Annotated in this window: 13 protein-coding genes; all 13 read left to right on the top strand. The window is 68.5% G+C overall.

Translation table 11 applies throughout. The features are described 5' to 3' along the window. Positions 1-229: 229 nt before the first annotated feature. Positions 230-910, top strand: coding sequence for a TonB-dependent receptor (locus ACSDHM_RS10045; RefSeq protein WP_188240920.1), 681 nt, complete (start codon positions 230-232; stop codon positions 908-910). A gap of 16 nt (positions 911-926) precedes the next feature. Then, complete coding sequence (locus tag ACSDHM_RS10040; RefSeq protein ID WP_061479455.1) at positions 927-1,457, top strand: RNA polymerase sigma factor; 531 nt, start codon at positions 927-929, stop codon at positions 1,455-1,457. Positions 1,458-1,526: 69 nt separating this feature from the next. Next, positions 1,527-2,507, top strand: coding sequence for a FecR family protein (locus tag ACSDHM_RS10035; RefSeq protein WP_111008418.1), 981 nt, complete (start codon positions 1,527-1,529; stop codon positions 2,505-2,507). Positions 2,508-2,565: 58 nt separating this feature from the next. Beyond that, entirely contained in the window at positions 2,566-3,117 is a 552-nt protein-coding gene (locus ACSDHM_RS10030) for a hypothetical protein (protein WP_072168844.1), read from the top strand. 120 nt (positions 3,118-3,237) lie between these two features. Beyond that, a complete protein-coding gene (locus ACSDHM_RS10025) occupies positions 3,238-3,819 on the top strand; it encodes a hypothetical protein (RefSeq protein WP_111200561.1) in 582 nt (193 codons plus the stop codon). Positions 3,820-3,876: 57 nt separating this feature from the next. Continuing rightward, on the top strand, positions 3,877-4,314 hold the full coding sequence (gene gspG, locus ACSDHM_RS10020) for a type II secretion system major pseudopilin GspG (protein ID WP_005416799.1): 438 nt from the start codon (positions 3,877-3,879) through the stop codon (positions 4,312-4,314). 9 nt (positions 4,315-4,323) lie between these two features. Beyond that, positions 4,324-5,229, top strand: a complete 906-nt coding sequence (gene gspK / locus ACSDHM_RS10015) for a type II secretion system minor pseudopilin GspK (RefSeq protein ID WP_111008419.1) — start codon at positions 4,324-4,326, stop codon at positions 5,227-5,229. Continuing rightward, the gene (gene gspL / locus ACSDHM_RS10010) at positions 5,226-6,389 is read left to right on the top strand and encodes a type II secretion system protein GspL (RefSeq protein WP_439426940.1); all 1,164 of its coding nucleotides are present in this window, start codon (positions 5,226-5,228) and stop codon (positions 6,387-6,389) included. Before gspK ends, gspL begins: the two co-directional genes overlap by 4 nt. Further along, positions 6,386-6,913, top strand: coding sequence for a type II secretion system protein GspM (gspM, locus tag ACSDHM_RS10005; RefSeq protein ID WP_439426939.1), 528 nt, complete (start codon positions 6,386-6,388; stop codon positions 6,911-6,913). The genes gspL and gspM overlap by 4 nt, the downstream gene beginning before the upstream one ends. Further along, positions 6,910-9,291, top strand: a complete 2,382-nt coding sequence (gspD, locus tag ACSDHM_RS10000; protein WP_188240924.1) for a type II secretion system secretin GspD — start codon at positions 6,910-6,912, stop codon at positions 9,289-9,291. The genes gspM and gspD overlap by 4 nt, the downstream gene beginning before the upstream one ends. Further along, entirely contained in the window at positions 9,288-10,721 is a 1,434-nt protein-coding gene (gene gspE, locus ACSDHM_RS09995) for a type II secretion system ATPase GspE (protein WP_439426938.1), read from the top strand. The genes gspD and gspE overlap by 4 nt, the downstream gene beginning before the upstream one ends. Before the next feature lie 7 nt (positions 10,722-10,728). Then, positions 10,729-11,928: a type II secretion system inner membrane protein GspF gene (gene gspF, locus ACSDHM_RS09990; protein WP_088496234.1), complete on the top strand. Its 1,200-nt coding sequence runs from the start codon at positions 10,729-10,731 to the stop codon at positions 11,926-11,928. Positions 11,929-12,199: 271 nt separating this feature from the next. Then, positions 12,200-13,375, top strand: a complete 1,176-nt coding sequence (locus tag ACSDHM_RS09985; RefSeq protein WP_151355208.1) for a substrate-binding domain-containing protein — start codon at positions 12,200-12,202, stop codon at positions 13,373-13,375. Positions 13,376-13,405 lie beyond the last annotated feature (30 nt).

The following is a 13,405-nucleotide window of genomic DNA, read 5'->3' as shown; positions in this document are numbered from 1 at the left end:
GTTGCGCAACGGGTTTTGACCCCTGGGGCAGATGATCATGCCTGTTCGATTCATTGATTCCTGACGCGTGACTGGCTTCGCAGGGCCTGACCCGGCGTCAGCCGTGGCGGCGGTCATCGCAATGACATGTGCCCCCGGTACGGTTTGAGCCCGCTTGCGGGTCGCGCGTGGGCCGGGGTTCCGGTTGTAGTGCGCGACCGTTGCAGCTGCTGTCGCTGCCGAGGGTCATGTGTTCTACGTCAGGGGGCTGAATGGACACCATGCGGTCAGAACTTGGAAGGTGGCCATCGCCGCATGGCTGCTGCTGTCCTTTGCCGCTGCCGCACAGGACGCGGTTCATGCCTACGACATCCCTGCGCAGCCGCTGGAACAGGCGGTCGAGCGCTTCAGTGTCATCAGTGGGTGGTCGGTGATGTACCCCGGCGACCTTGCTTCGGGCCGCAGCAGCCATGCGCTGCGCGGGAGCCTGGCGCCGCTTGTGGCGCTGGAGTCGCTGCTGCAGGACACCGGGATCGAGGCCGAGGTGATCGGCGAGCAGCGTGTGGTGCTGCGCCGGGGCAAGCCCTCGGCCGCGGAACCCGATGTTGGCGCGGGGCTGCCCGAGGCCGAACGCCGGGGTCGCTACGGCGGGTTGCAGCAGCGGCTGCGTGCGGCGTTCTGTGACGACCCGGAGATTGCGCCCGGCCGCTATGCCGCAACGCTGCGCTTCCGCATCGACGGCGCGGGCCAGGTGAGCGAGCCCGAGCTGCTGTCCGGCAGTGGCAGTGATCGCCGCGACGCACGCCTGCTGCAGGCGCTGCACGGCCTGGTGCTGGCGGCCGACGCCGCCGCGCTGCCACAGCCGGTGACGCTGCAGATCCGTCCTTCCGGCACCGACCACGACTGTGGCCGGCGCGCGCCCCTTCCATGACTTCAAGGATTCGGACATGAACAACGGTACGGCTGGGGCGGTTGATCTGATGGACCACCTTCTGGGTGCCTACGACGAGCTGAAACGCCGGTTGGTGCGCAAGCTCGGATCGGAAGAGTTGGCCGGCGACGCGCTGCAGGACACGTGGATGCGCCTGAGTGCGCGACGTGACCGCCTGGACGCGGTGCAGAACCCTGCGGCCTACCTGCTGCGGATGGCGATGAACACCGTGATCGACCGCCAACGGGCAGACCACCGCCTGCTGAGCCTGGAGGAGGTGGATACGCTGATGGACATGGCCGACCCGGGGCCGGGGCCGGCACAGGCGGCCGAGCTCGACTTCGCGCTGGAAGACATGGTCGGCCTGCTGCAGCGCATGCCCGAGCGCCGTCGTCGCATCCTGCTGGCGATCCGCGTCGATGGCCTGCAGCAGCGCGACGTGGCCGACCACCTCGGTGTGTCGCTGCGGTTGGTGCAGCGGGAGCTGAAGGCAGCCCAGGACTACCTGGCCGAACGCAGTGGGCAGGGGCGCCAGGTGCGGTTCTGAGCGACGGCATCCGTCTACACTTTGACGCCGAGCAGAACCCCGCAGCGTGCGGGTCCGGCATGAGCTCCCATGGATCCTGACGACCGCCCGCAACGCCCGCTGGATGCCGTTGAGCGTCAGGCCCACGCGTGGGTGGTGCGGCTGACCTCGGGCGAGGCGACCGCTGCCGATGGGCGCCGGTTCCGTGCATGGTGCGAGTCCGACCCGCGTCATCGTGAAGCGTTTGGCCGTGCGCGCCGGCAGTGGGAGCAGGTGCAGCTGGCCGGCGAGCGACTGCCCGCCGCCGCGCGCCAACCGGTCGCGCCGACGCCGGCGCAGCGCTGGAGCCGGCGCGCCTTCCTGGGCGCTGCGGTGGCGGCGCCGGCCAGTCTGGTGGTGGTGGCGGCGCTCCGCCCGCCGCTGGGATTGTGGCCGTCGGTGACGGCGATGGCGGCCGATTTCCACACCGGCACCGGTGAACGACTACAGATCGCGCCCTCGCCGCAGCTCAAGATCGAACTGGATACGCAGAGCAGCCTGCGCCGCCGCGCGCACGCGCAGGGCGAAGGCTTCGAGCTGGTGCAGGGCCAGGCCGCGATCGAAACCGGTGCTGGCCTGCGCCTGGCACTGTTCGCGGGCCCGGGTTGCGTGATTGCCGATGAAGGTGCGGTGCGCCTGGACGTGCGCAACACCCACGGGCTGGTACGGGTGACCTGCCTGCAGGGTAGCGCCCGTATCGAGCACCCGCAGGGCCGCCTGCAGCTGCAGGCCGGCCAGCAGACCCGGTTCGACGAGCGCCTCAGTGGCGTCGTGGCCGAGGCCGTAGCTTCGGAAGTGAGTGCCTGGACCGAAGGCATGCTTGTGTTCCGCCGCGCACCGCTGGGCGAGGTGGTGGACGAGATCAACCGTTACCGGCGGGGCAAGGTACTGCTGGGTGAATCGGCATTGGCGCGCGCGCCGGTCAGTGGCCGCTTCCGCATCGATGATCCGGATGCGGCGCTGGAGCAGCTGCGACTGACGATGTCGCTGGATCTGCGTCGCTTTCCGGGTGGCATCGCCGTCCTTGGATAGATGAAGGCGCTGGCCGTGCGCGCCGCGCAGGGCTGTTGCAAGCGAGGAGAAGCCAAGGATGCGCAACGAAACCATCGGTGTGCTCGATCTGCGTCGCAATCTGTCTGCATTGCTGGAAACCACCCAGCGAAGGCCCCTGATGGTGCATCGTTATGGTTCGCCCTGGGTGTGCGTGGTGTCTGACGCGCAGTGGCAGCAGCAGGCGGTGCTGCTGGACTTCAATCCGCAGTCACACCCCTTGGCGATGCTGCTGCGGTTGCAGCAGCAGGAGATGCCCTTGGTCGAATCCGGGGCGCTGCCGCCTGCGGCGCTCGCACGCGCACTGCTGTTGGCGGACATGCATGGCATCGACGATCTCACGCAGCTGCATGAGCAGGTGCTGCATCATCGGCTCTGGCACTGGTTCGTGGCGGGCGCCCATGGGGTGATGGACGGGTGGCAGCTGCCCGCGCTGCGCGTCGCGCTGGCGTCATGGTGCGATGACGTGGACATGACCGATGCACTGGTCGCATTCGCTGCCCGCAGCGACGTGGCGGTACTGGCCCGCCGTTGTGGGGGTGACGCACCGCGGCTGCAGCGCGAAGCCTGCAGGCGGATGACGCTGCGATGACGTTGCCGATGAAGCGCCATCCCGTGCACAGAGTTGCATTCGCGGTGTCGCTTCACCTGCCTTGCTGACGTCTTCTCCAGAGTACGACGCACCACGCGTCGCGGAGCACGGGCGGCGCAGATGGAAGACAGTCGCAGGATCAGCATGCTGGAGCTGGATCGCCACCTGAGCCAGTCACTGGAGCAGGCACGGCACACGCCCCTGAACGTGCAGCGTTACGGGCGCTCGTGGGTCTGGGTGCTGTCCAGTGACGCCTGGGCGGACGCGGCGCGCTGGGCGGCACTGGACAGCAGTGCGCATCCACTGGCGGCACTTCGAAAGGCACTCGACCTGCGGATGTGGCCCTGGCCCGACGCGGCCATGAGCGCGCTGCCGCTTGGCGCAGCCGATGCGCGACTGCTGCAACGTGCGGCCCTGCTGGTGAACGTGCGTGACCTCAACAGTGCGCAGCGTGTGTACGACGACCTGCGCTACCACCAGGCCTACCGCATGTTCATCGGCCTCGACCACGGCACCGCGTGGTCGCCGACACAGTGCGTGCGCCTGCTGCAGGCGTGCGTGCATCCGTTGCTGCGCGAGTGCATCGACCAAACACTGGCCAGCGTGCCGCCGCACCTGCTCGAGGCGGCACGCGTGCCGGCTGCACGTGCGCCCGCACAGGCAACCGCGCAGCGAATCGCAGGCGGATGTTTATCGTACTGACACATGCACCGCTGACCATGGTGCAGCGGTCTCTTCCAGGATGACGAGGGCGGAACAATGGCAAGGCAGGCAGGTGGTCGCAGGGCTCGGCAGCAGGGCTTCAGCCTGATCGAGATCATGGTGGTGGTGGTGATCATCGGCATCCTTGCCGCGCTGATCGTGCCGCGGTTGATGGACCGTCCGGACCAGGCACGCGTGGTGGCGGCGCGCCAGGACATCGCGGCGCTGATGCAGGCGCTGAAGTTGTTCAAGCTGGACAATGGGCGCTATCCCAGTGCCGAACAGGGCCTGCAGGCGCTGGTGAAGCCGCCGCAGGGCAGTGGTGCGTTGCCGGTGACGCCGTACCTGGATCGCCTGCCGAATGACCCGTGGGGCCATCCGTACCAGTACCAGGTTCCAGGCACTCATGGCGACATTGATGTGTTCTCGCTGGGTGCGGACAGCAAGCCCGGTGGCGACGCCGGGAACGCAGACATCGGCTCCTGGCAGCTGTGAGGCGTGCTGATGGCAGCCCCGACGCGTTCGGTCTCGTGCACCCGCCAGCGTGGCATGGCGGTGATCGTCGCCCTGCTGGTGGTGGCGTTGGTGGCCGTGATTGCCACCGCGCTGCTGACCCGGCAGTCGGCGCAGCTGCGCGCGCTGCGCGGCGACCAGTTGCGCGCGCAGGTGCGCATGGCGGTGGACGCCACGCTGGAGCGTGCGGCGCAGCAGCTGCGTGAGGATGTAAAGGAACAGCTGACCACGGTGCGCAGCGGGCGCTGGGCGCGCCCGTTGCAACTGCAGGCGCCGTTGCCGGTGCAGCTGCAACTGGTCGATGCGCAGTCGATGTTCAACCTGCGCAACCTGCTGGCACAGGGCAGGCCGGACCCCGAGGCGCGGCGCGCGTTCATCGCGTTGTGTGCTGCACAGGGGCTTGGCCAGGGTGCCTGCGCATCCGCGGCGGACCACATCCAGGCGCGCCTGCGCGACGGTGACATCCAGGCACAGGCCCCACTGCCGCGCGAATCACTGATCGCGCAGGCACTGGCCGGTGCCGATCCGGTGGCATTGCAGGCGCTGGCGCGACGCACCGTGGTGCTGCCGGCGCAGACCCTGGTCAACGCCAATACCAGCGACCTGAGCGTTCTGCAGGCGGTGACGCCTGCGGTCGAGCCCGCACGGCTGCAGGCGCTGCTCGCTGAGCGCGACGCCGGCCACTGGCTGCTCAACCGCGGTGACATCGCCAACCGACTCCAACTGAGCAACGAACAGATGGCCGTGCTTCCACTGGGTATCCATAGCGAGTGGTTCCTGGCCGTGGGCCGGGTGCAGGCTGACGGCAGCGCGGTTGATTTTCGCGCGCTGCTCTGGCGCGAGTACCGCGACGACGGGGTACGTGTACAACGGGTGTGGACGAGGATCGGCGCATGACGGTGCAGCTTCGGGTGCGCCTGCCGCCGTTGGCGCAGCTGCGCGCCGACAGCGCGGTGGACTGGGCGCGGCTTCACAAGGACGAGGTAGTGGCACACGGCCGCGACACGCTGGCCGCGCTGGGCCTGCGGCATCCGCGGGCTGCGGTGCATGCCTGCCTTGACCCGAACGACCTGATCCTGCTGGAACTGCAGCTGCCGCCGCTGTCCGGGCGCCGCCTGCAGGCGGCGTTGCAGGGCGAGGTGGAGGCCATGCTGCTGGATGACCTGCAGGAGGTGGCGCTGGCCCACGGTGCGCAGGCGGCAGACGGTACGGTTCCGGTGGCCTGGCTCGGCCAGCAGGCCATCGCGCAGGCGCAGCAGCTGCTGGCCTCGTGTGCGCTGCAGCTGCAGGCGTTGTATCCGACGCCACTGCTGCTGCCTTGGCAGGACGGCCACGCCACGCTGCAGGTCAGCGGCGAGCATCTGCTGGTGCGCAGCGGGCGCGATCGGGGACTTGTCCAATGGTATGGCGGACGTGACGCGTCTGCGGTGATGCAGGCGTTGGCCACCCGCCTGCAACAGGCCGGCGTGCGGGCCGTGCAATGGATCGGCAGCGTACCGCCGGCGTGGCCGGACAGCCTGCCGGGCACCGCCGTCACGCATGAACGGCAGGCCTGTGGCCCTTTGCCGGGGTGGTCATTGCCGCTGCCCGGCGCAGGCCGTCAAGCGCCGCGACTGGCGATCGGCCTGGCACTGGCGGCGGTGCTGCTGGCTGCACTTGGCCTGCAGTGGCAGGTCTCGCGTTGGCGGGTCGAGGGTGAGGCGCTGCAGCAGGACATGGCACGGCAGTTCAGCGCACGCTTTCCGGAGATCACCGACGTGGTGGACCCGGTGTTGCAGGCAAGGCGAGCGCTGGCGGTTCCGCCGCCAGCGCCGCCGTTGCCGGCGCTGCAGCGCCAGGTCGCCAGCACGCTGCATGCGGTTCCGGAGCTGGCGGGGCAGGTGCACAGCCTGCACTACCAACCCGGGCAGGTGTACCTGGAGCTGGACGCCGATGCCCAGGCATTGGCTGACGATCCACAGCGGCTTGAGCACTGGCAGCAAGCGATGCAGGCGCAGGGGCTGCAGCTGGCGCGCGACGCCGGTGGACGCCTGCGGGTGAGCGGAGCGGGACAGTGACGACCCGAACCCTGCGGCTGGGCGAGGGGCTGGCGGGCCTGCAGCAGCGCTGGCAACGCCTGCCACCGCGCGACCGGCTGATGCTGCGGGTGATGGGGGTGGCGCTGCTGGTGGCGGGCCTGTGGTCGTCCTGGCTGGAGCCCCTGCTGAAGCAGCGCACGCACTGGCAGGCCGAACTGCCACGGCTGCAGGCGCAGCATCGCGCACTGGCACCGCTGCTGCGCGCCCGTGAGCGCCAGCAGCTGGCGCAGGGCCAGCATCCGACCCTGGCCGGGCTGCGTGACCAGATCAAGTCCGCCGGTCTGGCTGGCGGCCTGCATATCGAAGCGCGCGACGGGTGCTGGCACCTGCAGGTACGGGCCGTACCCGCCGATGCGCTATGGAACTGGCTGCTGCCGCTGCTGGCCGACCCGGCCATCGAGTTGCAGCAGTTGCAATTGACACGCACAGGGGATGCGAACATGCCGGCGGCAAGGATTTCCGGAAACATCGTGATGGTGGCTCCTGCGGGTGCCCATCCATGAGGGCGATGCGCAGCCTTGCCTGCAGTGCGGCATTGGCACTGATCGTGGGCATGGCCCACGTGCCGGCGCCGGTGGCGGCGCAGGACACAGGCGATGAGCCGGTGCAGCTGAACCTGGTGGATACCGATATCGGTGGCGTGCTGCGCATGGCGGCGCGCTTCACCGGGCGCCAGTTCCTGGTCGACCCACGCGTGACCGGCAAGATGACGGTGGTTTCCGATGGCCCGGTCAGCCGTACCCAGGCCTACCAGCTGCTGCTGGGCGCACTGCGCATGAGAGGCTTCGCCGTGGTCGAGAACGGCGGCGTCAGCCGGGTGGTGCCGCAGGCCGATGCCAAGCTGCTCGGTGGCCGGGTGGGCAGCGGTGGTGCAGGGGGCGAGATCGCCACGCGTACGTTTGCGCTGCGCTATGAGAGTGCGGCGGCGCTGGTGGCTGTGCTGCGGCCGATGATCAGCCCGGACAACCCGATCACCGCCAATCCAGGCAACAACACCCTGGTGATCACCGACTACGCCGACAACCTGGAGCGCATCGCGCGGGTGATCGCCAGCGTCGACACGCCCGCCGGCATGGACACCGATGTGGTGAAGCTGCAGCAGGGCATTGCGGTGGACGTGGCGGCCATGGTTGCGCCGCTGCTGGATGCGCAGGGCGCCGAGCCGGGCCAGAAGGTGGTGGTGATGGCCGACCCGCGCAGCAACAGCGTGCTGCTGCGTTCCAGCAGCCCAGGCCGCACCCGCCTGGCGCGGCAGCTGGTGGAGAAGTTGGACCGTGCCCAGGACGAGTCCGGCAACCTGCATGTGGTCTACCTGCGCAACGCCCAGGCCAACCAGCTGGCCGGTGTGCTGCGTGGCGTGGTGGCCGGACAGAGCGATGCACCGGCCATGGGCAGCAACGAAGGCATCACCCCACTGCCGGGTGACGCCAACCGTTCCACGCCCATCCAGCCGTCGCAGCCGCAGCAGGCCAAGCCCGGAGGCAATGCGCTGGAATCGCAGCGGCTGGACCCGAGCCGGCGCGACCCGATCGATGCAGGAAGCACCGGCTTCAGCCATAACGGCATTTCGGTACAGGCGGACGTGGCCACCAACACCCTGCTGATTTCGGCGCCGGAGCCGGTGTACCGCAACCTTCGGCGGGTGATCGACCAGCTCGACCAGCGCCGTGCGCAGGTGCTGGTGGAAAGCCTGATCGTGGAGGTCAACCAGACCGACGCGGCCGAGCTGGGCGTGCAGTGGATGCTGGGCAATGGCCGTACGTTTGGCGGCACCCATTTCGGGGGCGCTACCGGCGGTAGCGGGCTCAATACCGGTGCGCGTACCACGCTGGACGTGCTGCCCAAGGATGGCCTGAAGATCGGCGTGATCGACGGCACCATCAACCTGCCCGGTGTCGGCCAGATCCTCAACATGAAGGCGCTGGCCACTGCGCTGCAGAGCAAGGGCGGCGCCAACATCCTGTCGACGCCGAACCTGATGACGCTGGACAACGAGGCAGCCAGCATCATGGTCGGCCAGACCGTGCCGTTCGTCAGTGGCCGCTACGTGACCGACGGTGGCGGCGGCAGCAACAACCCCTTCCAGACCATCGTGCGCGAAGACGTGGGCCTGAAGCTGCGGGTGCGCCCACAGATTTCCGAGGGCGGTACGGTGAAGCTGGACATCTACCAGGAAGTCAGCAGCATCGACGCGCAGAGCGCGAACAGCACGGCCGGCATCATCACCAACAAGCGCGCACTCGATACCAGCGTGCTGCTGGACGATGGCCAGATCATGGTGCTCGGTGGCCTGCTGGAAGACAGCGTCAGCCATGGCCGTGATGCGGTGCCGGGGCTGGGGAAGATCCCGGTGCTGGGCGCCTTGTTCCGCAGCGACACGCGCAAGCGCGCCAAGACCAACCTGATGGTGTTCCTGCGCCCGCACGTGGTACGCGACCCGGCCGCCGGACTGCGCCTGACCCGCGACCGCTACGACTACATGCGCAATGCGCAGGCTGGCGCGCAGCCCGTACAGAGCTGGGCCTTGCCCGCGCTGTCGGCGCCGCAGCTGCCACCGCAGGACCTGTCGGTACTCGGCCAGGGCAATGCGCGCGATGGCCACGGCCAGCCGTTGCAGAACACCAGCCTGGCAGCGTTGTATCCGGCCGGTGACGGCGATGCGCAGCTGGTGCAGTTCGCACAGGGGCTGGAGCCGAGCCGTGCCAGCCAGGGCGTGGCGCAGGTGCGGGCGCTGGGCCTGCAGGCCTACGCGGAGGCGACGCCGGGCGAGGGTGGGCAACGCCTGCGCGTGCGGTTGCCGCGTGATCCGGCGAAGTTGGATCCGGCATTGCAGCAGCTGCGCGGGCTGGGCTACACGCCGGAACTGGTGATCGGGCCGTGAGCGCCGTTGTGCCGCTGCCATACGCGTGGGTGCGCAGCCACGGCGTGATGCTGTCCGAAGCCGGTGGCGAGCCGGTGCTGCTCGGCACGGCCGACACGGCGGCGTGGGCCGTGGCCGAGCTGCGCCGCCGGCATGGCCCGCTGCCTTTCCATGCCCTGGATGCGGCGACCTGGCAGCAGCGGTTGGGTGAGCAGTACCGTGACGGCGGTGATGCCGCGGCCGTGGTCGGTGCCGCCGAAAGTGAAGTCGATCTGGACCGGCTGATGCAGGACATGCCGGAGGTCACCGACCTGCTGGATGCGCAGGATGATGCGCCGGTGATCCGCATGATCAACGCGCTGCTGGCACAGGCTGCACGCGACGGTGCCAGCGATCTGCATATCGAGCCGTTCGAGACCCATTCGGTGGTGCGCTACCGGGTGGACGGCACGCTGCGCGACATGGTGCAGCCTCGGCGCGCACTGCACGCAGCGCTGGTGTCGCGCATCAAGATCATGGCCCATCTGGACATTGCCGAGAAGCGCCTGCCACAGGATGGGCGCATCGCGATCCGCGTGGGCGGGCGGCCGCTGGACATCCGTGTTTCCACGGTACCGACCGGGCATGGCGAGCGCGCCGTGCTGCGATTGCTCGAAAAGGATGCCGGCCGCCTGCAGCTGCAGCGCCTGGGCATGGCCGATGACACCCTGGCCACGTTCACCGGATTGATCCGGCAGCCGCACGGGATCGTGCTGGTGACCGGGCCGACCGGCAGCGGCAAGACCACGTCGCTGTACGCCGCGCTGGGCCAGCTCGACAGCAGCACCAGCAATATCCTCACCGTGGAAGATCCGGTGGAGTACGACTTTGCCGGCATTGGCCAGATCCAGGTCAACGCGCGCATCGGCATGAGCTTCGGCACCGCGCTGCGCGCGATCCTGCGCCAGGACCCGGACACCATCATGATCGGCGAGATACGTGACCTGGAGACCGCACAGATCGCGGTGCAGTCGTCGCTGACCGGGCACGGTGTGCTGGCTTCGCTGCACACCAACGATGCGATCTCGGCGGTGACCCGCCTGGCCGACATGGGCGTGGAACCGTTCCTGCTGGCCTCGTCGTTGCGTGGTGTGCTGGCGCAGCGGCTGGTGCGGCGATTGTGTACGCAGTGCCGGCGTGCCGAGGTGGACGGCGAAGGCCGGACCGTATGGCGCGCAGTGGGCTGCACGGCCTGTGCCAACAGTGGCTATCGGGGACGCACCGGCATCCATGAACTGTTCGTGGTGGACGACCGGGTAAGTGCACTGATCCATGAAGGGCAGGGTGAGCCTGCGCTACGCGAGGCGGCACGGCGGGCCGGCATGCGGACCCTTCGACAGGACGGCCAGCGCTGGGTCGACAGCGGGGTGACCACGCTGGAAGAGATCCTGCGCGTTGCTGGCGACGACTGAGGCTTGCATGGCGCTGTTCGATTACCAGGCTGCCAATGCGCAGGGCCGCATCGAGAAGGGTCAACTGGATGCCGACAGCCCGCGCGGTGCGCGCCAGCTGCTGCGTGGGCGCGGGCTGACACCCGTGCAGGTGAGCGCGGCGCGCAGTGTCGGCAGTGGCTGGGGCGCTCGCCGCCTGTCGGCCAGCGAGTTGGCCTGGGCCACCCGCCAGCTGGCCAGCCTGCTGGCGGCCAGCCTGCCGTTGGAAGGCGCCTTGAGTGCGGTGATCGAGCAGGCCGAGCGCCCGCACGTGGCCCAGGCACTCACCGCTGTGCGCGCCGACGTGCGCGCCGGCCAGCGCCTGACCGTGGCGCTGGCCGCGCGGCCGCGCGATTTCCCGCCGATCTATCGAGCGCTGGTGGGTGCAGGTGAGGATTCCGGCGATCTGGCGCGGGTGATGGAGCGCCTGGCCGACTACATCGAGGAACGCAATGCGCTGCAGGCCAAGGTACTGACCGCCTTCATCTACCCGGCGGCGATCAGCCTGGTATCGGTGGCGATCGTGATCTTCCTGCTCAGCTACGTGGTGCCGCAGGTGGTGACCGCGTTCGTGCAGGCGCGGCAGACGCTGCCGATGCTGACCCAGGTGATGCTGGCCGCCAGCGCGTTCGTGCGCAGCTGGGGCATGTGGGTGGGGCTCGGCATCGCTGCGCTGGTGGTGGCCTGGCGGTTGGCCCTGCGCAAGGCCGGGTTGCGCCTGCGCTGGGACGCGATGCTGCTGCGGGTGCCGATGGTCGGGCGTTTCGTGCTGGGTGTGAACAGCGCGCGCTTCGCCTCGACACTGGCGATCCTGCTGGATGCGGGTGTGCCGCTGCTGCGTGCGCTTGAAGCTGCCCGGCAGACCCTGGGCAATGCGTTGCTGGCGCGCTGTGCCGGTGACGTGTCCGCGCGTGTGCGCGAAGGTGCCGCGCTTGGTTCTGCGCTGAAGGTGCAGAAGGTGTATCCGCCAATCCTGGTGCACCTGGTGGCCAGCGGCGAGAAGACCGGTTCGCTGGCGCCACTGCTGGACCGCGCCGCACAGACCATCTCGCGCGAGATCGAGCGTCGCGCGATGGCGCTGACTGCGTTGCTGGAGCCGACCATGATCCTGGTGATGGGCGGCGTGGTGCTGACCATCGTGCTGGCGGTGCTGATGCCGATCATGGAAATGAACCAGCTGGTGCAGTAGATCCACGCCATGCGTGGATGCACCGGACAGGTCGCGCGTCGCTCGATCCATCCACGCACAGCGTGGATCTACGGGTGCCTGGATTTCTCCACACAATCCTCCACACCTTTTTCCGATCTTCCACAGGTTTCTTAAGCGGCCTGTCATCGGCGCGGACCAGCATGGACCCGTCGCCGCAGAGTGGGCTGGGAGGCCCTCGGCGGCAGCAGGCGTGTAGTGACCGTTCCTCCCTTGGCGTTTCCCTTCGCAGTAAACCCTTCAGGAGAAGATCATGACCAAGTACAAGACCCTGGCCGCGCTGGTTGCCACCGCGCTGCTCGCTACCGTGGGCGCCGCCTCGGCGCAGACCGTTACCGGCGGCGGTGCCTCGCTGCCGGCCGACCTCTACAAGGGTTCGGCCGACAGCATCCTGCCGGCGAACTTCACCTACGCCGTGACCGGTTCGGGCACCGGCAAGAAGGCCTTCCTGGAAAACAACTCGGCGCTGTTCTCGACCACCGGCACCGTGCATTTCGCCGGCAGCGATTCGGTGCTGAGCAGCACTGAGCTGAGCAACTACACCACCAACTTCAACCAGGCGACCAACGCCAACCGCTACGGCGCGCTGATCCAGGTGCCGTCCGTGGCCACCTCGGTCACCATTCCGTTCAACAAGGCCGGTTCGGCGGTGGACCTGAGCGTGGCGCAGATCTGCGGCGTGTTCTCGGGCGCGATCAGCGACTGGTCGACCATCGATGCCAACCGCAGTGGCCCGATCCAGGTGGTGTACCGTCCGGAAAGCAGCGGTACCAGCGAAATGTTCAGCCGCTTCCTGACCGCGGCCTGTGCCGCCGAGAACGCTGAAACCTCGAAGCTGATGGGCGGCAAGTTCGCCATCAAGTCGACCTTCGCCGACCTGTACAAGCGCGATGCCAACGGCAACCTGCCGGCGTTCCTGGTGGCCGCCCCGGCCACCGGTGGCACCTCGCTGTACAACACGGTCTACGCAGCTGAAGGCCGTATCGGCTACGTCGGCCCGGACGTGATCCCGAGCCTGACCGATGCGACCAGGGTCGCCAAGGTCAAGGGTTTCTCGCCGGACCAGGTGAGCGTGCAGGCCACCCTGGACACCGTTGCTCCGCCGACCGGCACCGATGCTGAGAACCCCGCCAACTGGGTGCCGGTGTTCGGCAACCCGTCGGCTGGCTATCCGATCGCCGGCTACACCAACCTGGTGATCGGCCAGTGCTACAAGGATTCGAGCGTCGCAACCAGCCTGCGCGGCTTCCTGGCCCGCCACTATCCGGCGACCTACACCGTTGCGTATGAGAAGTCGATCACCGACCACGGCTTCATCCCGCTGACCAAGGCGTGGCGCGATGCGATCCGCAACCGCTTCGTGCTGGCCAGCAGCACGGCCGGCCTGAACAACCCCAGCACCTGTGCCGGCATCGGTCGTCCGCTGTAATCCGCAGTACCGGTTGAATCCTGCTTGACG

The organism is Stenotrophomonas sp. T8 (assembly GCF_051853085.1).
GTDB lineage: Bacteria > Pseudomonadota > Gammaproteobacteria > Xanthomonadales > Xanthomonadaceae > Stenotrophomonas > Stenotrophomonas sepilia.
Note: the sequence above shows the minus strand (reverse complement) of the source record. Positions and strands in the feature narration are given on the sequence as shown.